This window comes from Rhodococcus ruitaii (assembly GCF_055230935.1).
On record NZ_JBUYWC010000008.1, the window covers coordinates 139656 to 160043 of the forward strand.

15 protein-coding genes and 3 pseudogenes are annotated in these 20388 nt (G+C 66.0%); 10 read left to right on the top strand and 8 right to left on the bottom strand.

The features are described 5' to 3' along the window. Nucleotides 1-21: 21 nt before the first annotated feature. From serA to ACZI8W_RS12105, 6 genes are all read right to left on the bottom strand, one after another. The gene (gene serA, locus ACZI8W_RS12080; RefSeq protein ID WP_463368735.1) at nt 22-1614 is read right to left on the bottom strand and encodes a phosphoglycerate dehydrogenase; all 1593 of its coding nucleotides are present in this window, start codon (nt 1612-1614) and stop codon (nt 22-24) included. A gap of 145 nt (nt 1615-1759) precedes the next feature. Continuing rightward, nucleotides 1760-2707, bottom strand: coding sequence for a hypothetical protein (locus ACZI8W_RS12085; protein WP_463368736.1), 948 nt, complete (start codon nt 2705-2707; stop codon nt 1760-1762). Between the two features lie 87 nt (nt 2708-2794). After that, nucleotides 2795-4576, bottom strand: coding sequence for a SulP family inorganic anion transporter (locus ACZI8W_RS12090; RefSeq protein WP_463368737.1), 1782 nt, complete (start codon nt 4574-4576; stop codon nt 2795-2797). Nucleotides 4577-4681: 105 nt separating this feature from the next. Continuing rightward, the gene (gene ilvC, locus ACZI8W_RS12095) at nt 4682-5683 is read right to left on the bottom strand and encodes a ketol-acid reductoisomerase (protein WP_463368870.1); all 1002 of its coding nucleotides are present in this window, start codon (nt 5681-5683) and stop codon (nt 4682-4684) included. Nucleotides 5684-5733: 50 nt separating this feature from the next. Then, nucleotides 5734-6237 (bottom strand): acetolactate synthase small subunit, encoded by a 504-nt coding sequence (gene ilvN, locus ACZI8W_RS12100; protein WP_463368738.1) that lies wholly within the window; start codon nt 6235-6237, stop codon nt 5734-5736. Continuing rightward, a complete protein-coding gene (locus ACZI8W_RS12105) occupies nt 6234-8162 on the bottom strand; it encodes an acetolactate synthase large subunit (RefSeq protein WP_463368739.1) in 1929 nt (642 codons plus the stop codon). The genes ilvN and ACZI8W_RS12105 overlap by 4 nt, the downstream gene beginning before the upstream one ends. A 263-nt stretch (nt 8163-8425) precedes the next feature. On the opposite strand from ACZI8W_RS12105, the gene ACZI8W_RS12110 reads away from it, so the two are divergent. Both ACZI8W_RS12110 and ilvD read left to right on the top strand, forming a co-directional pair. Next, a complete protein-coding gene (locus ACZI8W_RS12110) occupies nt 8426-8965 on the top strand; it encodes a PH domain-containing protein (protein WP_463368740.1) in 540 nt (179 codons plus the stop codon). A 111-nt stretch (nt 8966-9076) separates the two neighbouring features. Continuing rightward, nucleotides 9077-10948 (top strand): dihydroxy-acid dehydratase, encoded by a 1872-nt coding sequence (gene ilvD, locus ACZI8W_RS12115; protein ID WP_463368741.1) that lies wholly within the window; start codon nt 9077-9079, stop codon nt 10946-10948. 28 nt (nt 10949-10976) lie between these two features. Here the strand turns inward: ilvD and ACZI8W_RS12120 are convergent, their stop codons facing one another. Next, nucleotides 10977-11753: a DoxX family protein gene (locus ACZI8W_RS12120; RefSeq protein WP_463368742.1), complete on the bottom strand. Its 777-nt coding sequence runs from the start codon at nt 11751-11753 to the stop codon at nt 10977-10979. A gap of 77 nt (nt 11754-11830) precedes the next feature. Between ACZI8W_RS12120 and ACZI8W_RS12125 the strand changes: the two genes are divergently transcribed. Further along, on the top strand, nt 11831-12976 hold the full coding sequence (locus ACZI8W_RS12125) for a PQQ-dependent sugar dehydrogenase (RefSeq protein WP_463368743.1): 1146 nt from the start codon (nt 11831-11833) through the stop codon (nt 12974-12976). Nucleotides 12977-13121: 145 nt separating this feature from the next. Here ACZI8W_RS12125 and ACZI8W_RS12130 read toward each other — a convergent pair whose 3' ends face one another. Continuing rightward, nucleotides 13122-14633, bottom strand: coding sequence for an HNH endonuclease signature motif containing protein (locus tag ACZI8W_RS12130; RefSeq protein ID WP_463368744.1), 1512 nt, complete (start codon nt 14631-14633; stop codon nt 13122-13124). Between the two features lie 73 nt (nt 14634-14706). Here ACZI8W_RS12130 and ACZI8W_RS12135 point away from each other — a divergent pair. From ACZI8W_RS12135 to ACZI8W_RS12165, 7 genes and pseudogenes are all read left to right on the top strand, one after another. Then, nucleotides 14707-14814 (top strand): annotated as a pseudogene (locus tag ACZI8W_RS12135) (type II toxin-antitoxin system PemK/MazF family toxin); the annotation flags it as partial. Nucleotides 14815-14870: 56 nt separating this feature from the next. Beyond that, nucleotides 14871-15236: pseudogene (locus ACZI8W_RS12140) on the top strand (DEAD/DEAH box helicase); the annotation flags it as partial. A 71-nt stretch (nt 15237-15307) separates the two neighbouring features. Continuing rightward, nucleotides 15308-15514 (top strand): annotated as a pseudogene (locus ACZI8W_RS12145) (hypothetical protein); the annotation flags it as partial. Between the two features lie 117 nt (nt 15515-15631). Next, nucleotides 15632-16570 carry a hypothetical protein gene (locus ACZI8W_RS12150; protein ID WP_463368882.1) on the top strand — a complete coding sequence of 313 codons (939 nt, stop codon included), beginning with the start codon at nt 15632-15634 and terminating at the stop codon, nt 16568-16570. A gap of 313 nt (nt 16571-16883) precedes the next feature. Further along, the gene (locus ACZI8W_RS12155; protein WP_463368745.1) at nt 16884-17195 is read left to right on the top strand and encodes a hypothetical protein; all 312 of its coding nucleotides are present in this window, start codon (nt 16884-16886) and stop codon (nt 17193-17195) included. Further along, on the top strand, nt 17192-19597 hold the full coding sequence (locus ACZI8W_RS12160) for a TPR repeat domain-containing protein (RefSeq protein ID WP_463368746.1): 2406 nt from the start codon (nt 17192-17194) through the stop codon (nt 19595-19597). Before ACZI8W_RS12155 ends, ACZI8W_RS12160 begins: the two co-directional genes overlap by 4 nt. Further along, nucleotides 19594-20376: a hypothetical protein gene (locus tag ACZI8W_RS12165; protein ID WP_463368747.1), complete on the top strand. Its 783-nt coding sequence runs from the start codon at nt 19594-19596 to the stop codon at nt 20374-20376. Before ACZI8W_RS12160 ends, ACZI8W_RS12165 begins: the two co-directional genes overlap by 4 nt. Nucleotides 20377-20388 lie beyond the last annotated feature (12 nt).

Here is a 20388-nt window from a genome sequence, read left to right on the forward strand (position 1 = left end):
CCGAACGGTGCGATGCAATGGTCAGGACAGGTCGACCTGCGCGACCCGCGCTTCCAGTTGCGAGGTGATCTGCTCGACCTCTGCGTCGGGAACGACACGGGCGACGCGCAGGATCACCGTCGCACCGGGGCCCTCGGCGTCCTGGCTGAGCGCCGCAGCCTGGATGTCGATACCGGCGTTGCCGAGGACGGTACCCAGCGTTCCGAGAACACCCGGGCGATCCTGGTAGTGGACGATGAAATTGTGGCCCTCTGCACGCAGGTCGAAACTGCGTCCGTTGATGTTGACGATCTTCTCGACCTGCTGCAGGCCGGTGAGCGCGCCTGCCACGGTGGTGACGCCACCGTCGGCTGCCACAGCGCGCACCTCGACCGAGCTGCGGTGCGTCTGGGCCTCGCTCACGCTCTCGACCTCGACGCTCACGCCGCGCTGCTCGGCGAGCTGCGGTGCGTTGACGAAGGTGACCGGCTCGTCACTGCTGGCCGAGAACAGCCCGCGGAGTGCAGCCAGACCGAGGATCTCGGTGTTCTCGACAGACAGCTCGCCGCTCGCAACGACCTGCACGTTCTGCACCGCCTCGGGCGAGAGAGTACCGGCGAGCAAGCCGAGCTTGCGGACCAGCTCGAGCCACGGTGCGACCTCTTCGCCGACCGGACCGCCGGAGACATTGACGGCGTCGGGAACGAATTCGCCGGCGAGGGCGAGGAGCACGCTCGTGGCGACATCGGTGCCGGCGCGGTCCTGCGCCTCGGCGGTCGAGGCGCCCAGGTGCGGGGTGACGACGACGTTGTCCAGGTCGAACAACTTCGAATCGGTGCAGGGTTCGGTATTGAACACGTCGAGTCCGGCAGCGCGGACCTTGCCGGAGGTGAGCGCGTCGTACAGCGCGTCCTCGTCGATGAGACCACCGCGGGCCGCGTTGACGATGATGACGCCGTCCTTGGCCGTGGCCAGACGCTCGGCGTTGATCAGGCCTGCGGTCTCCTTCGTCTTCGGGAGGTGTACCGAGATGAAGTCGGCGCGTGCGACGAGCTCGTCGATGTCGACCAGTTCGATACCCAGCTGTGCGGCGCGCGCGGCGGGCAGGTAGGGGTCGTATGCAATGACGTGGGTCTCGAATGCCGCGAGCCGCTGGGCGAACAGCTGGCCGATCCGGCCGAGGCCGACGACACCGACCGTCTTACCGAGGATCTCGGTGCCGTTGAAGCTCGAGCGCTTCCAGGTGCGCTCACGCAGCGTGCGGTCGGCGGCAGGAACCTGACGCGCAGCCGACATGAGCAGCGCGACAGCATGCTCGGCGGCCGAGTGGATGTTCGAGGTGGGAGCGTTGACGACCATCACGCCACGCTCGGTGGCCGCGGTGATGTCGACGTTGTCGAGGCCCACACCTGCGCGGCCGACGATCTTCAGCTTCGGCGCCGTGGCGAGGACCTCCGCGTCGACGGTAGTGGCCGAGCGCACCAGCAATGCGTCCGCGTCGGGCACAGCGGCCAACAGGGCCGGGCGGTCCGGGCCGTCCACCCAGCGCACCTCGACTCCGTCACCGAGGGCATCGACGGTCGATTGCGCAAGCTTGTCGGCGATCAGGACTACTGGACGGCCATTCTGGCTCACGTGCAAACTCCCTGTGTCGTGGATGGGTGACTGGTCGACGGCGCGGGCACCTGACGGTAGGCGTGTTCAAGCCGCGACCGCCCACAGTTTAGTGCCCCGGCGGGCTCCGCGGGACCGTGGGGATACGGCACCTACCCGCCGGTACTCACTGGAACGACACGAACACCGGTTTCGGCTCGATCGCCATGGTCTGCTCCGGGGTGAAGGTCGGTAGGTCCTCATCGTAGAAGTTCTTCCATGCCATGTGGATCTGCGGCGGAAGCCCGCTCTGCAACGCGTTCCACGTGTCGAGCTTCTGACCCGGTGAGCCGTGTCCGTCCGCGTGTAGTACCACCGCGACGTCCGACCTGCCTGCGTCGACGAACTCGCGTCCGGTGATCATCGAACTGCGGAACTGGTGGAGAACGAGCATCTTCTGTGGCAAATCGTGCCGTTGCACGAGGTCGCCCAGGTACGCGACCACCTCGTTGATCTCGACCGAATCGACGGAGCCGATCTGTACCATGTGCTGCTGTCCCGGCGCCAGCCGCCATTCCGGGTCGAGTGCGAGACCGACATTCGGTCGCACGAGGAACTCCTCGTAGATCCGAGCCTGTTCGAGAAAGTGACTGTGGCCTGGTTGCAGATCCAAGATCACATAGATACCCGCAGCCTCGGCTTCGTCGATCACGGGCCGCAACTGATCGGGTGGTGTGACACGCGAGAAACGCCCATCGGTACCGGGATCGGCGGAGGCGACCGTCGCGATGATCTCGAACGCGGGTAGCACCGGTTCTGCCGAGAACTGTTGGTACTGGCCCGCGAGATCGCGCACCCGCGCAATCGCTCCGGCAGTGTCCTGTTCCCCGAAGGCCCCGAGCGCGGGGCCGCCGGGGTGTCCGTACAGGGCGACGTACCTCCTGTCGGGGAACAGATTTCGCCCGCCGCCGAAGAGTTCCGGTTGTGTCGGGAGGTCGCCGATCGCGGGGACGTCGGCTTCGGGGAGGACGATGCCCGGCACTGCCGGTTGCGCCCCTGCAGACATCGTGGTGCCGCCGGCGCACACTACCGCCAGAATCATCGCTCCGGCCGCCGCCCTCAGATACCGTCCCATAGGCGATACCGTAAAATGCCTCGGGTCCCGGACCGAGCAGCCACACCAGGCACACCCATCACAATTCAGACACGTTGACCTGCGCGATCACGCGTCCTCGCCTCGCACCGAATCCCCCCGCCCGGCGGTTCCGTCTACGACGTCGCGCGGTGGTGCATCCACCTCACGGCGATCGACGCCGTCCTCACGGTGCCGGAACGCGATGACCGCGGTGCGCACGGTCGGATGGAAGCGCTCCTCGTCGAATCGGCCCTCGGCGGCCATTCTCTTCAACCGATCCTTGACAGGCCCCTTCATCGCCGCGAAGCCGAGACGAATGCCCTTCCGTGCGAGGTATTCGTCGAGTTCCTCGATGGCCTCCACCGCGGTGGTATCGAGATCGGTGATCGGCTCCGCGGCAAGCACGACCCACTGCACGGAGCCTTCGGCGTCGCTCACGCGATCCCGAATGTACCGGGTGAGAATCGATCCGTTCGCGAAGAACAGCGGTGCGTCGAACCGCACCAGGACCAGTCCGTCGATCCGGTGACCCTCGGGATGCCGTTCCGCATCGTGATATCCGGCAACATCGGGCAATTCGACGAGCTCGGTACGGTGCGGCTGCCACGCACGCACCAGCACGACGACCAGCGACAGCCCGATGGCGACGAGTACGCCCTGCAGGACCCCCGCAAAGGCGACACCGGCGAATGCCGCGACGGAAAGGCCGAATTCGACCTTGCTCACCATCCACAGATGCCGGAGCGCAGCCACGTCGATCAAAGAACTCGCCGCGACGATCACGACCGCTCCGAGCGCCGCCTGCGGGAGGTAGGCGGTGAGCCCCGGCGTGACCAGCAGGAAGACCAGGACGGTCAACGCGCCGACCACACCCACGAGTTGCGTACGCCCCCCGGCCTCTTCGACGACCGGCGTGCGACTGCCACTTCCGCACACGGGAAATCCACCCGTGACCCCCGCAGCGACGTTCGCTACCCCGAGCGCGCGCATCTCCGAGCTGCCGTCGACGTGCTCACCGTGCCGCATCGCGAACGTACGGGACAGGACCGCTGTGTCCGCGAACGCGATCACAGCGATCGCGATTGCGGGGCCGATCAATCCGGCGGCATCTCCCCACCCGACACCCCCGATCGCGGGCGCGGGAAAGCCCCCGGGCAGTGCACCGACCATCGTCATCCTGTCGGCGAGGGAGAACACTGCTGTTGCCACCACCGCGCCGACAACCGCGATCAGCACACCGGGGACGATCGGAACAAATCGTCGGGCAACGACGATCACGGCGATGCACGTGGCTCCCATCAGGAACGCAGGCAGGTGCACACCGTCTTCGAGGACGTCGTCGACGACATCCGCGAACTCGGCGAGCACACCCGTCTCGTCACCGTCGGTACCCACCAGCAACGGCAACTGCCCCACGATGACGATGACCGCGATCGCGTTGAGGAAACCGAGGCGGATCGGGTTGGACAGCAGTTCGGTGATGAACCCGAGACGGAGGATTCCCCCGAGCAGGAGAACAAGGCCGACCAGTACCGACAGCACACCGGCGAGCGCGATCGCCCGCTGCGGGTCACCGTCGGATGCAAGGGGGATCACCGCCGCCGCGATGAGCGGGGCGAGCGCGGAATCCGGTCCGAGTACGAGGATTCGGGAGGGCCCGACCACCGCGTACACCAGCATCGGCACGATCGTCGCGTACAGGCCTGTGTACGGGGGCAGGCCCGCCGCCTGCGCATATCCCATCCCCGCGGGCACGAGGAGCGCACTGAGTGCGAGTCCGGCGCCGATGTCGCTCCGCAACCAGCCGCGCTGGTACGCACGTGCGGTGGCGATACCCGGTAACCGACCGATCCCGGTCCAGAGCGACATTCGTCCAGTATCTCTCCCGACGCCGCGGGACGCGGCCGGTCCACACACGCCGAAGGCCCGGTACGCCTCTCGGTGTACCGGGCCTCCGGGGTGAATCCGAACAGATTATGCGGTTTCGGTGATCGGGCGATCGACCCAGCTCATCAGGTCGCGCAGCTTCTTGCCGGTGACCTCGATCGGGTGCTCGGCGTTGGCCTTGCGCAGGCCCTCGAGCTCGGTGTTGCCGTTCTCGACGTTGGCGACGAGGCGGCGGGTGAACTCGCCGGACTGGATGTCGGCCAGGATCGCCTTCATGCGCTCCTTGGTGCCGGCGTCGATGACGCGCGGGCCGGAGAGGTAGCCACCGAACTCCGCGGTGTCGGACACCGAGTAGTTCATGCGAGCGATGCCACCCTCGTACATGAGGTCGACGATGAGCTTGAGCTCGTGGAGCACCTCGAAGTAGGCCATCTCGGGGGCGTAGCCCGCCTCGACCATGACCTCGAAGCCGGTCTTGACCAGCTCTTCGGTGCCGCCGCAGAGCACGGCCTGCTCGCCGAAGAGGTCGGTCTCGGTCTCTTCCTTGAACGTGGTCTTGATGACGCCGGCGCGGGTGCCTCCGATGCCCTTGGCGTAGGACAGCGCGAGCGCCTGGCCCTCACCCTTCGGATCCTGGTCGATGGCGATCAGAGCCGGAACACCCTTGCCGTCGACGAACTGGCGACGCACGAGGTGACCGGGGCCCTTCGGCGCAACCATGCCGACAGTGACGTTCGCCGGAGCTGTGATCAGGTCGAAGTGGATGTTGAGACCGTGGCCGAAGAACAGCGCGTCGCCGTCCTTCAGATTGGGCTCGATGTCATTGCTGAAGATCGAGGCCTGAGCGGTGTCGGGTGCGAGCACCATGATGACGTCGGCCCACTCCGAAACCTCCGCCGGGGTACCGACGGTCAGGCCCGCTTCTTCGGCCTTGGCCCGCGACTTGGAGCCTTCCTTCAGGCCGATACGCACCTCGACGCCGGAGTCGCGCAAGCTCAGCGAGTGCGCGTGACCCTGGCTGCCGTATCCGATGACCGCGACCTTGCGGCCCTGGATGATCGACAGGTCGGCGTCGTCGTCGTAGAACATCTCGACTGCCACAGTGGTTACCTCTTTCAGAAAATATGGGTGTGCTCAGGCTAACGGGTCGCCGTGATGGACTTCGGACCGCGTCCGACCGCCACCACTCCGGACTGCACGATCTCGCGGATGCCATACGGCTCGAGCATCCGCAGCAGCGCATCGAGCTTCGACCGGGTGCCGGTGGCCTCGATCGTCAACGATTCAGGTGAGACGTCGATCACCTTGGCGCGGAACAGGTTCACCGTCTCGATGACCTGTGTGCGCACGCTGGCGTCGGCCCGCACCTTGATCAGCAGGAGTTCACGCGCAACCGACGCCTCGTCTTCCTGCTCGACGATCTTGATGACGTTCACGAGCTTGTTGAGTTGCTTGGTGACCTGCTCGAGCGGGAATTCGTCGACCGTCACGACGATCGTCATCCGGGAGATCTCCGGGACTTCGGTCCCTCCGACTGCGAGCGATTCGATGTTGAAGCCACGCCGTGAGAACAGCGATGCAACGCGGGCCAGCACGCCCGGCTTGTCCTCGACGAGAACACTGAGGGTGTGGCTCGTGCTCACTTGGTTTCCTCCTCGGCGGCAGCCTGTTCGCTGCGCGCACGGTCGCGCTCGATGGTCTCGTGGATCACGGTGGGGTCGTCGGCCGCATCGTCGTCGAACAACGGGCGGATGTCGCGGGCAGCCATGATCTCGTCGTTGCTGGTGCCCGCCGCAACCATGGGCCATACCTGAGCGTCCTTGCCGACGATGAAGTCGATGACGACGGGACGATCGTTGATGGCCTGGGCCTGCCGGATCGCATCCTCGACGTCTTCCTCGCGCTCGACACGGATGCCGACGCAGCCGAGCGCCTCGGCCAGCTTCACGAAATCGGGGATACGCAGGCTGTGTGTGGACAGATCGGTGTTCGAGTACCGCTTCTCGTAGAAGAGGGTCTGCCACTGGCGCACCATGCCGAGGTTGCCGTTGTTGATCAACGCGACTTTGATCGGAACCCCCTCGACCGCGCAGGTCGCGAGTTCCTGGTTGGTCATCTGGAAGCAACCGTCGCCGTCGATCGCCCAGACCTCGGTCTCGGGTTTGCCCATCTTGGCGCCCATCGCAGCCGGCACCGCGTACCCCATCGTGCCGAGGCCACCGGAGTTCAGCCACGTGCGGGGCTTCTCGTAGTCGACGAACTGCGCAGCCCACATCTGATGCTGGCCGACGCCCGCGCAGTAGATCGCGTCGGGTCCGGCGAGTTTGCCGACGGCCTGGATCACGTACTGCGGCGAGAGGGTGCCGTCGGTGTGCCGGTCGTAGGACAACGGGTAGGTGCTGCGGAGGTCGTCGAGGTAGGTCCACCACGTCGCGTAGTCGAGAGTGGTGCCCGTCGCGAGGTCGGCGCGGACCGCTTCGAGCAGTTCGACGATGACTTCCTTGCAGTCGCCGACGATCGGAACGTCGGCGTGCCGGTTCTTGCCGATCTCTGCCGGATCGATGTCGGCGTGGATGACCTTGGCATCGGGCGCGAACGTGTCGAGCTGACCGGTGACGCGGTCGTCGAACCGGGCTCCGAGGGTGATGAGCAGGTCGCTTCTCTGCAGCGCCGCCACGGCTGCGACGTTGCCGTGCATGCCGGGCATCCCGCAGTGCAGTTCGTGAGTGTCGGGGAACGCACCGCGCGCCATGAGGGTGGTGACCACGGGGATGCGGGTCAGTTCCGCTAGTTCGAGCAACTCGGCGGACGCATCGGCCTTGATCACACCGCCACCGACGTACAGGACGGGATTCTTGGCGTCGGCGATCATTCTCGCGGCCTCACGGACCTGCTTGCCGTGCGGTTTGGTCACCGGGCGATACCCGGGCAGGTGCATTTCCGGGGGCCAGCTGAACGTGGTCTGTGCCGCCAGGATGTCCTTCGGGATGTCGACGAGCACCGCCCCGGGCCGCCCCGAGGAGGCCAGGTAGAACGCTTCCGCGAGGATGCGGGGAATATCCGTGCCCTCGGTGACGAGGAAATTGTGCTTGGTGACGGGCATCGTGATGCCCGAGATGTCGGCTTCCTGGAAGGCATCGGTGCCGATCAACGGTCGCCCGACCTGGCCGGTGATCGCCACGATGGGCACCGAGTCCATCTGGGCATCGGCGAGCGGGGTCACGAGGTTGGTCGCGCCCGGACCGGATGTGGCCATGCACACACCGACCTTGCCGGTGGCCTGCGCGTATCCGGTCGCGGCGTGGCCGGCGCCCTGCTCGTGCCGAACGAGGACGTGGCGCACACTCTTCGAATCGAACAGCGGATCGTACACAGGGAGGATCGCACCGCCGGGAATGCCGAATACCGTGTCGACCTCGAGCTCTTCGAGAGCTCGGACAACCGACTGAGCTCCGGTGATCCGCTCAGGGGCGACCGGGCGTCGGTTCGCGGGCTGCGCTGCAGTAGCCGGGGTCGCAGACCCCGGTTTCCGCGGCGAGGGTTGAGGTCGTGCGGTTGGTGCGCTCACTACGAATTCCTCTGATTCTGGCTCCGGGCAACAAAAAACCCTCGTCAGCATTGTGCTGTACGAGGGTGGCGCGTCGTGGGCGAGTTGCAATAAGCGGCTCAGGCGACGACGCGCCGGCCGATTACGAGCAACCCATTCTGATTCACGCGGTCGACGGTAGGCGCGTGCGATGCAACAGTCAACTTGGTTCGGTCACTGTCCCAGAATGTGAGATGCCATGGCCGCAGTGAGAAGATGGTGAGGTGTCATCTCCACAGCAGCCCGTGCCACCGACTCCATCCTCCCACACTCCCGAACCTGCCCGCACTCCCGAGCCGACAACGCGGGTCATCCAGATCTCGCGGGTGTCGTTCCTCGCGTGCGGCTTCCTGTTCCTCGCGGTGCTGTCCCCCGCGATGGCATGGCCCGCCGCGTTCTCGTGGATGCTGGTGATCCCGTTCCTCGTCGCCGCGTGGGTGCTGCGGGTACGCACCGTCGTCGGCCCCGACGGAATCGTCGCGCGCGCGACGCTGTCCACAACGACGATCGGCTGGGATTCACTGAAGGGCATCCGATTCCCCAAACGCGGCTGGGCGCGCGCGACCCTCACGGACGACACCGAGGTCGCACTTCCCGTCGTCACCTTCGGACGCCTGCCGCAACTCGCCGAAGCCAGCGGTGGACGGATCACCGACCCGTATGCGGCAGCCAGAGAAGCGCAGCGTGCCGACACAGAAAACGAAGCGGACGACGACATCGTGACTTCCGATACACCGGCCGACACCGAGTCGGATCGCGAGAGGTCGGATCCCGACAGCAAATAGCACGGGGGTAGATTCGTTCGTGTCGCGCCCCCAGTACCGCCACAGCCCGGCGCAGTCGGGCAACACCAGGTCGACGCGCAGCACCACCAGCCCCGTCAAGGAAGTCAGCCCATGCCCCCGTTGAGGTCACGCACCACCACCGTCGGACGCAATGCAGCCGGCGCGCGCTCCCTGTGGCGCGCCACCGGCCTGACCGATTCCGATTTCGGCAAGCCGATCGTCGCCATCGCGAACTCGTACACCCAGTTCGTGCCCGGCCACGTCCACCTCAAAGAGGTCGGTGAGATCGTCGCCGACGCAGTACGGGCCGCCGGCGGCGTCGCGCGTGAATTCCACACGATCGCCGTCGACGACGGCATCGCCATGGGCCACGGCGGGATGCTGTACTCGCTTCCGAGCCGCGAAATCATCGCCGACTCGGTCGAATACATGGCCAACGCGCACACCGCCGACGCTCTCGTGTGCATCTCCAACTGCGACAAGATCACACCCGGAATGCTCAACGCGGCCATGCGCCTGAACATCCCGACAGTGTTCGTCTCCGGGGGCCCGATGGAAGCCGGCAAGGCCGTCGTCGTGAACGGCGTGGCACAGGCACCCACCGACCTCATCACCGCGATTTCCGCGTCTGCGAGTGACGCTGTCGACGACGCCGGTCTCGACGAGGTCGAGCGCAGTGCCTGCCCGACGTGTGGTTCGTGCTCGGGAATGTTCACCGCGAACTCGATGAACTGCCTCACCGAGGCACTCGGACTCGCGTTGCCGGGTAACGGCTCGACCCTCGCGACCCACGAGGCACGCCGTGCACTGTTCGAGCGTGCGGGGACGACCGTGGTCGAGGCGGCGCTGCGGTACTACCGCGACGAGGACGAGTCTGTCCTGCCCCGCAACGTCGCCACCCCGGCAGCGTTCCGCAACGCGATGGCACTCGACGTCGCGATGGGCGGATCCACCAACACGGTGCTGCACATCCTCGCGGCCGCGCAGGAGGGGGAGATCGGGGCGAGCGGAGCGACGGGAGACGGCGAGGGCTTCGACCTGGCGACGATCGACGCGATCAGCCGCAAGGTGCCGTGCCTGGCAAAGGTGTCGCCGAACTCCGACTACCACATGGAAGATGTGCACCGCGCCGGCGGAATCCCCGCGATCCTCGGCGAACTCCGCCGCGGCGGACTGCTCGAGACCGAAGTGCACACCGTCCACACCGAGAGTTTCGAACAGTGGCTCGACGAGTGGGATGTCCGCTCCGGCAAGGCCACGGACGAGGCGCTCGAACTCTTCCACGCCGCTCCCGGTGGAGTACGCACCACCGAGCCGTTCTCGACCGACAACCGGTGGTCTTCCCTCGACACCGATGCTGCGGGTGGCTGCATCCGCGACATCGAACACGCCTACACCGTCGAAGGTGGTTTGTGCGTGCTGCGTGGCAACATCGCCCCGGACGGTGCGATCCTCAAGACCGCGGGCATCGACGAGGACCTCTTCCACTTCGAAGGTCCCGCGCTCGTCGTGGAATCCCAGGAAGAGGCAGTCTCGGTGATCCTGGGTAAGAAGGTCAAGGCAGGCGACGTCGTCGTCGTGCGCTACGAGGGGCCGGCCGGCGGCCCCGGTATGCAGGAGATGCTGCATCCCACGTCGTTCCTCAAAGGTGTCGGCCTCGGCAAGGTGTGCGCATTGATCACCGACGGACGCTTCTCCGGCGGCACGTCGGGTCTGTCCATCGGGCACGTCTCCCCCGAGGCGGCGTCGGGCGGCGTGATCGGACTGATCGAGAACGGCGACCGCATCCGCATCGACGTGGCCACCCGCGCACTCGAGGTACTCGTCGACGACGACGTCCTCGCCGAACGTCGCGCGAAGATGGAGGCCTCCGAACGTCCGTGGCAGCCGGTCGCGCGTGAGCGCACGGTCTCGAAGGCGCTGCGCGCCTACGCCGCGCTCGCGACCTCCGCCGACAAGGGCGCGGTCCGGCAGGTGCCGTAGACCGCGCCGCTCGAGAGATGGGCAGGTCTCAGCGGCCGAAGACCCACAGGCACACCCCCGCCGCGACACCGACCAGCAACGCGACGAACGATCCGACGAACGGCCGGGTCGCCCACTTGCGTGGACCGTCGATCGCGATGCGCCCCGGACCGGTGAGAGTGAGCGCTACCGCGGCCGCACCGAGGAGCACCTCGAACTCGAATCCCGACTGCTCGCTGGCGAAGAACTGCACGCCGGGCTCGAGTTCGTGGGTGAACAACACCGCATTGATCATGATCGCCACCACCGCGGCCGCTGCGAGCGGCGTGAGCAGACCGAGCACGAGGAACGCTCCCGCCGCGATCTCTCCGGCGGCACCGACGATCGCAAGGATTCCCGGCTGCTGATAGCCGGCGTCGCGGAGCAGTTCCTCGTACCCGTCGAGCCCCGGACCGCCCCACAATCCCACCAGCTTCTGCAGTCCGTGGACGATCATGATGCCGCCCACCGCGAGGCGCAGCACGACGAGCCCGAGATCGAGGGATCCGCGCCGCGGTTTCACGACGGCGGGCTCGTCGGCGACAGCTGTTCCTGCCGGGACGGGCTGATAGATCTGTTCGGTGGGTGCCGCGTACTGGACGCCGCCGTACCCGACGTCACCGAAACCGGAACCATCGAAACCGGAATCATCGAGGGCGGAATTGTCGAAGCCGAGGTCGTCGTCGGATTCGAGCATGGCAGGCCGATCCCGGCGCAGCGGCAGCGTCGGTCGGTCGAAAGGACTCGAACCTGTGTCCGGCGCGCGGCCGTTCTCATTGTCGGTCACCAGCCCAGGGTAGGTCTCCGTGCCGCCGAGGACCCGGCATACGCACGGCCGCGCGTCGTCCCGGTAACGTTTGCGCCATGACGAGGGGCACGCGGTCGGCAGGTTCGTGGAAGATGCGTACGAGCGCGGTGGCCCTGGCTATCGGGGTCCTTCTCGTTCCCTCATGCGCGCAATTCGACGACGCAGCCACCACACCGTTCACGTCTGCACCGTCGTTCGACGCCGGTGGCGTCGGCCCCGAGGAATCGCCGAGCACGACGACCACGCCGAGCGCACCACCTGTCCCCCCGGGTCCGTGCGTCGATCCTGATCCCGCCGTGATCGCGACATGCCTCGATACCACCGGTGGACTCATCGCCCTTCCCGACGGCAATTCCGCACTCGTGACCGAGCGACGCACAGGTCGCATCCTGCGTGTCGCGGTCGGTGAGGAACCCGTCGAGGTCGCGACGGTACCGGTCGACGGCTCGGGAGACGGCGGGTTGCACGATGTCGTCCTGTCCCCCACCTACAACGAGGACCGTCTGCTCTACGCCTACATCACCACTCCATCCGACAATCGGGTCGTGCGGATCGCGGCCGGCGATGTCCCCAAGGATGTGCTGACCGGGATCCCGCGCGGCGCCACCGGGAATGCGGGTGCCCTCGAATTCTCCTCGCCCACCGAACTCGCCGTTCTCACCGGCAATGCGGGTGATCCGGCCGCGGCAGCAAATCCGTCGTCTCTGTCGGGCAAGCTGCTGTCGCTTCCGCTGCCCGCACCCGGCGCGCCCGCGGCACCGACCGTCACGCTGTCCGGCCTCGGTGAAGCAGGCGACGTGTGCCGTGATCCGAACGGCAGTCTGTGGGTCACCGATCGCACGGTGCTCGAAGACCGGTTGCAGCGGGTGAGCATGGACGGCGCGGCGGCAGCCGGACCCGCCTGGACCTGGCCGGAAAAGCCGGGAGTGGCGGGGTGTGCCGCTTCCCCCGATGGACTCGCGGTATCACTCACCGACGGGAAAGCGGTGTCGGTGGTGTCGATCGATCCCGCAACCGGCGCTGTGACGGCCGCACCCGTCCTCACACTCGACGATCGCTACGGCATGCTGCGTGGGGCGTCGGCCGGACCCGATGGCCTGCTGTGGGTGTCGACGGTCAACAAAGACGGGGGCGAACCCGGACCCAACGACGATCGTGTCATCCGCATCCAGTTCCCCGCAGGTGGTGGAGGATTCGACTGACCGGGGTGCGGTGAAGTGGCACAAGGCAGTGACCGGTGGGATCCGGCCGATGATGGTTCGACGTCCGTCGATGCTTTCCTCGCTCGCGCGCAGGTCCGCGGGCGCGCGAACTGATCCACGTGCCCAACTCAATTAAGCCCACACCCTACGGGCAGTCGTCACCGCCGGAATCTCCACCTGCCTCACGCTGCCACCTCACCCGACGTTCCCGCGCCTCCGACTCCCGCCGCGCACGATAATGCGCCAACGCCGCCGACAACAGATCGCCGAGGTGGTGACGATGATTGACCCGAGCCGTCCGCTCCGGATCGATATGCGGCGGCGGAATCCACTCCGTCCTGCCCGGATACTCCGCACCGGGTGACGCGACCCGCGTCTGCCAACCACCCGGCCCCTCGTGCACGAGCGCGTGGCAGGCATCGCACGCGAGATCCTCGTTGGTGATGTCGGTGGGTCCGCCATCCTTCCACTCCCGAATATGATGCACCGCAGTCAACGTCGCGGGTGCGTCGCAACCCGGCCGCGTGCAACCCCGCGACGCGGCGATCAACGCGAGCCGCTGATCCACCGACGCGAGACGCTTCGCCCGCCCGAGGTGCAACGGCCTACCGCGGTGATCGAACAACGCGAGCACCGGGTGCGCACGCTCGGCCATGCGCAGTGCATCCTTGATCGGCACCAGACCACCGGTCGCGGTGGTCACCACACCCGACGCCTCCTCGAGCTGCTGCACGCTCATCGTGATGATCGCCGTGACCGGCAGCCCTCGATGACTGCCCAGCACACCGGACGACAGCAACTGCCGCAACGCCACCTTCACCGCGTCGTGATTTCGCTGCGCGACCGTCCGCGTGTCGCGGGCCGCAGCCTGAACGAGAGCGGTGCGGTCCAGATCCGGCGAGTCGACATCCCCGGACGGGGATTCGGGGTCGTCCGGGTTGTTCATACCCGGACGAGCGAGTTTCGCCAGCACCGGTTCGAGCAGTGCCCGCGTCTCGGGATCGAGCAGCCCTGAGATCGGCGACATGAAATCGGCACCTTGCTTGCCGATCCGCACACCACGCCGGCGCTTGCGTTCCTTCTCGTCGGGCACGTCACCGTCCGGGTTCAGGTGCGCCAGCAGACGAACGCCGACTTTGGTGACGTCCTCGGGTGTGACCGAGCAGGCCGCATCGGCAAGGATCTTCTCCGCCGCCTCGATCTCATCCGCCTCGGCGCCATACGGAACCTTCCGCATGATCCGCGCGACGGCCGCGACATGATCCGGCCCGATCGCGCCGACCCGCTGCGCGGCAGCGGTAGCAGGCAGGTCCGGCTCCTGAGCTTCGCCACCGAGGGTGCGCCACATGCCGACCTTCTTCGCGCCCTCGACTCTGCGCGCCGCATCGGACGCGGAAATCCGCAACGTACCGATGAGGAAATCGTTGATCGACCGGCAGGCCAGGTTTCCGGGGATCGACCGTTCGACCGATTCGACGATCAGCCGGTTCCCCACGGCCGACACCTTCCTCAGCGACACTTCCACCCGCTGCAGAACCTCGACGAGGCCGTCCTCCGACAGTGAGGACAGGTCGTCGCCGAGCAGGCCGCCGATCGCCGACTCGAGGGCGGTCAATCGCGCCTCGATCGCCTCCCCTCCCACCACTGTCGAAAGCATGTGCGAATCGTATCGACACCCACCGACAGGAATCCGCGACGACAAACACGAGACCGACGACCAGGCGTTCGTCGACGCGCCACTCCTTCGTATCGCCGTCGACGCGACTCCCGCCACCGGCCTCGACCAGCCGAGTCGCATCATGGTCGACAAGGTCACCACGGTGCCGCGCGCACACCTGCGCGACCCGACGCGATCCTGCTCGCACCCACCGCGGGCGGCAAAACCGAGGCCGCCATGTTCCCGATCCTCACCCGAATGCAACGCGAACGATGGCATGGCATCTCCGTGCTGTACCTGTGCCCACTCAAGGCGCTGCTGAACAACCTGCAACCCCGCATCGACGAGTACGCCGCGTGGATGGGGCGCGGCGCCATGACCCGGCACGGCGATGTCGGGCACTCGGTGCGCGGCCGCATCAAGCGGGACCGGATCGATGTCCTGCTCACCACCCCGGAATCCCTCGAGTCGATGCTCGTGTCGGAGAGTGTCGACGCCACCGAGGTTCTCGGCGGTGTGCAGGCCGTCATCGTCGACGAAGTGCACGCCTTCGCGGGCGACGACCGCGGCTGGCATCTGCTGGCCGTGCTCGCCCGGCTCGAGTCGCTCCTCGGCAGGAAGCTACAGCGTGTCGGGATGTCCGCCACCGTCGGCAACCCCGACGAACTGCTCGGCTGGCTGCAGGGCGGTCACATCTCGCCCGGTCGGGTGATCGCGCCGGCCGTCGCCGGGAACACCGCGGCGCCCGAGATCACCGTCGATTCGGTCGGCAGCGTCGAGAATGCCGCGAGTCGGAGCAGGCGTTCGCCGAGGCCCGAGACTGTGTCACCGTCGCCACCTCGACGCTCGAGCTCGGTATCGACGTCGGTGATCTCGACCGCGTCATCCAGATCAACGCGCCTCGCACGGTATCGTCATTCCTGCAGCGCCTCGGCCATACCAGGTGGCGTCCGGGCACCACCCGCAACTGCCTGTTTCTCGGCGTCACCGACGAGGCGGTGCTCAGCACCCTCGGAATGCTGCAGTGCTGGTCCGCCGGGCGGCAGCGAACCTGGGGACCCCTGCCGCTGTTCGGATCCGATGGGCAGGAGATCTTCGATCACCTCCTCGAGGGAGGCTTCCTCGAACACGATTCGGGGACCGCCTTCATCGGTCCGGAAGCGGAGAAGCATTTCGGGCGAAGGCATTTCAAGGAGTTGCTCGCCGTGTTCACCGCCGCACCCGAGTTCACGGTGTTCGCGGGACGGCAGGAAATCGGCTCCGTCGAGACCGGGGTACTCACCGACGAGATCGAAGGCCCTCGTGTCCTGCTGCTCGGCGGCCGATCATGGAAGGTCACCCACATCGACTGGAAACGCCGCCACGTGTTCGTCGAGAACACCGACCTTCGGGGTCGCGCGAAGTGGATGTCGCTGCCCGACGGCGCATCGTTCGAGATCACCCGTGGTGTGCGCGACGTCGTGCTGGGCGCGTTGCCGAACGGCGTCACGCTCACACGCCGGGCCGTCGCGACCCTGGACGATGTGCGCGTGCAGCGCGCCGCCCACGTCGCCGAGGGTGCGTTCGTCATCGCGCGTGACGGTCGCGACGACTGGCGCTGGTGGACGTGGGCGGGCGCGAAAGCGAACCGCACCCTCGCGGCGTGGGCGCCGGACCTGGTTCCACCACGTCAGCGCATCGGAGCCGAATCCCTCCGCCTGCACGGCGACCTCTCGGTCGACGAGATTCGAGCCGGGCTTGCAGCCCTGCGAAATCACAACGGGGAGCGGCGCCTGCCGACGGTGGACAAGAACGCGCTCACGGGGCTGAAGTTCTCCTCTGCCCTGCCGGAAGCTCTCGCCCGACGGACGCTGTCGACCCGGCTCGTCGATCCGACATCGGCGGCCACAGCACTGAATGAACGCGCGCTGATTCAGAAGTCGCCGTCTGCGACCTGAGTCGCACCGTGACGCACGGCTCAGCCACCTGCCTGCACACGCGTGCAAGTAGGTACTGGCGTGGTTCAGTTCTGCTACTGTCTCGCTGTTGATCTCGCGGGGGCATGAGGTCGGAAGGGGGAGTCCATGACATCGTTTCCGTTGAGCGCAGTGCCGTCGGCCGGCCACCGCAGCGTTGCCGTTCGTGTCGGCACCTACCAATCGTGCCGCCCACCGGAACCCAGATTTCCGTGGCATCAGGGTGGTTCCGAGTCGTAGCCGGAACACATCCGATCGCTCGAACTCCACACGCACATCGACGAAAGAGGCTCACATGGGAACGCCCGACACGATCGAAGTCGACCTCCCACAGATTCAGGTGGTGTCCGGACGCTTCGACGCACACGCGCAAGAACTCACCGACATCGACGCATCGTCGATGCGCATCACCTCTATCGGAGGCTTCCTCCGGAGTTCGGCGTCCGTCGCCGCGATCGGCGATGCCGAGAACGCAATCCGGCGAGCACTGCTGATCCTCGCCGACCGCGCGTGGTCATTGCACGACACCATGAACCGCGTCTGCGAAGACTACTCGCAGACCGACCAGTACTTCAGCGACGAACTCCGGAAAGCAGTTTCAGCATGACTCCGTCGATCGCCGACGTCCGTCACTGGGACCGGCATGCCTTCGGCTACAGCGCGGATTCCACCGACACGATCGCACGCCTGCTGGAGACCTCGCGTGACACGACGAACAGTGCGACGAGGGACCTCTGGTATGCGTGGACCGGTATCGCCGCAGACGCAGCCGAAGATCACCTCGATCGCGAAGAACGATCGGCAACCTCGATCATCGAGGAAATACGAAGCATCGCTTCCACGGTACGGAACGTCGACGAAGACCTCGGGTACGCCGTGAGAGTTGCTCTCGACAAGATCTCCGAAGCAGAACGCGCCGGGTTCGTCGTCAGCGACACCGGCATCACGGAAGGCACCGATTTCCGAGGAACCTACCGGGGAGAACCCGACGCGACCGCACACTGGGGAATGATCCAAGAAGCCCTTCGCGTCGTCGGCGTCCTGGACACCGAAGGCGCCCGCCGTATTTCCGACTGCGTCTCGAACCTCATCCACATGACACCTCGACCCGCGGTCTTCTCCCCCGCCGAGGCCGTCCACGACTGGGAAGCGCTCACGGACGGCACCATCACATCCGAGGAACTCGCACGCGTCACCGCGAATCTCGCTGCCGCCGGCCTCGATCCACGCACCCTTGACGAACTGGCCGCCGGCAACGTGGTCACCACATTGCCCGCCGGAGCGTTCGACTACCTCGAAGATCTGTATGCACGAGCAGGCGTCGACGGCCTCCTCCGACTGCAGGAACAACTCCTCGACGACGCCACCCCCGCGTCCCTCGACGCACGCGAGAGCCTGGCGAACGGACTACTGGTCCTGTCCAACGAGAACGTACGCGATGTCGACGATGCTCGCGGCGGATGGGATCGCCTCCCACAACAGGTGCGCGATCTGGTCGACGTGCGCCCGGGAACCCCCGTGCCGGGATACGAGGTGCCAGCCACGTTGGCAGGTTTCCTCGACTCGTTGCCGCCGGATGTACGTACCGAACTGGAGTCCGAGCCGGGTGCGGCCGCCACGGCACATCGCGACGCCCTGGCCCATGTCGACGACGCCGCCTACGTAGACGCGGTGCTCCGCGGCCGTGAGTTCTGGACGTTCGTCGGGTCGGGCGAGGGCATTCCCGGTGCGGACCTGGGAACAAAACTGGTCGAATCCGCCGCGTCCCAAGCTGCCGTGATCAGCGCGATCGGAACCGATCCGTCAGGACCGTTCGATTCTGTCCCCATTCCGATCCCTCACGCGGGTGAATCGATGCTCGACGTCGCCACCAGCAACCACGACGTGAGCGCTCGGGTGCTCACCGGCGACCTGAACGGTGACGGACGGACGGACATCGAGCGGGACGATCTTCTCACACCCCTGTTCACCCATTCGTGGGACGACGACGGCGAATCCGCCGGACGATTGACGAATTGGATGACCCACGAGATGGGAACCGCGCACACCAGCGGCGATAGCGCACTCATCGACCGCGCGGAAAGTTCCGCACTCGGCCTCGCACAGTATCTCTCGCACGACGAGAACTACGACACCCTGATGGACGTGCACGGCGAGAACACCTCCAACATCGGAGAGGTCAATCCTGAGCTCGTCCGAGCGTTCGCGGACGGGTTGCACGGGTACATTCCCGAGATGATCCAAGCCGACGATTCGGGGGTGTGGAACGTAGGGAGCCTCGAGCCTACCGATTCATTCAAGCATGCCCAGCGCATATTCACGTTGATGGCGACCGATTCGGAATCCAGCACAACTTTCGGCAGTGCTGCTACCACCTTCACCCGACACCTCGCCGCCGAGTACGCCGGCGACGCATCCATCAGCCACACCCCTGCCGCAGCCGCGGGACGACTCCAAGCATTGGTCGACAAGGGAATCTACAATGTCGCTGACGAAATGTTCGACGACACCACCGAGCGCGAGCAGTTCGCGCAGCAGCGCAGGGAAGACACATACAACACGAACTACACGGTTGTCAGAAATCTCGTGGCGTTGGACCCGCGACTCAGCTCGACCGTCGGCCTGCTGTTGGACATCAACAGCACGGCCATCCACGATGCCTTTGTTCCCGCCTTCGACAGCCGTGAAGCATCACCCTTCACGGGAGACTTCAGCAACTACGAAGCAACGAACTCGTATTTTCTTCTGGACAGCGCTGTTGGTCAGTACGGGCTTCCTGACGATCCGGCAGTCTTGGGTGACCTTCGGGAAGCGAACCTACTGGGTGACGACAACACCCTTCGATACCCCGCCGACGATTCGCGCAGAATCGTAATTATAAGCGCAGCCGATAATGCCTTGACCAGCTGCGGAATTGATTACGAAGGATATCGAGAATACTACGAGAAAGGATACTCGCAGGTTACTCCGACCGTGCGGGTCGGAACCGAGGAGGCCGCTCCTCGATGAGTTCTTCGCTACGGCAGGAACAACATTCTCGGCACAATCGATTCCCCACGCTGAAAACAGCGGCCCTGGCATTGGTGTGCGCATTCGCGACCGTCTCGTGCACTTCCGACACCACGCCACCGGCACCCGAACCGGATCCCTTCGCCGCTCTCGACGCCAACGCACAGGTCATGTCCCACCGCTGGACCGCCTCGCCCGGCATCGACCTCGACTCACCCGAATTGCAAGTCGCGCGTGCCTTCATCGAAAGCGACCACAACTACTGGCGCACCGCCGACCTGGCCGCCGCCTACCCCGGTTTCGTAGACGTCCGAGAGTACGTGGCCAGGACTCCCGCTCCGCGAACAGGAACCATCGACCACCATGTCCTCGAAATTCACTCCACCACCGCGGACGGAACACCGACCACCGAAGTCCATGTGTGCAATCTCCTCTTGAACACCGCCACCCCGACCGACACCGACTGGGTACGCAAGGAACGACTGCGCTATTGGTCCCTCCGTATCCAACGGACCGGATGGGACACCGCCACCCCACCATCGCTCGATTACGATCACCGAATCCCATACCCCACATGGAACGTCTTCGACGGTTGGGAGATCCACACCTTCACCGACTACCGGAACGATGACGGCGGACCACGAAGCACCTGCTATTACGAGACGTCGGGGATCGACGAGGACACCCCGATCACGGAGCGCCGTCCGGGTCCCCCCGTCGTCGAGCCCTTCGATCCGGGGTGGCCCACGGTCGCCGAACACGAGAGGCAGGGGGAGTAACTGCACGCTGAC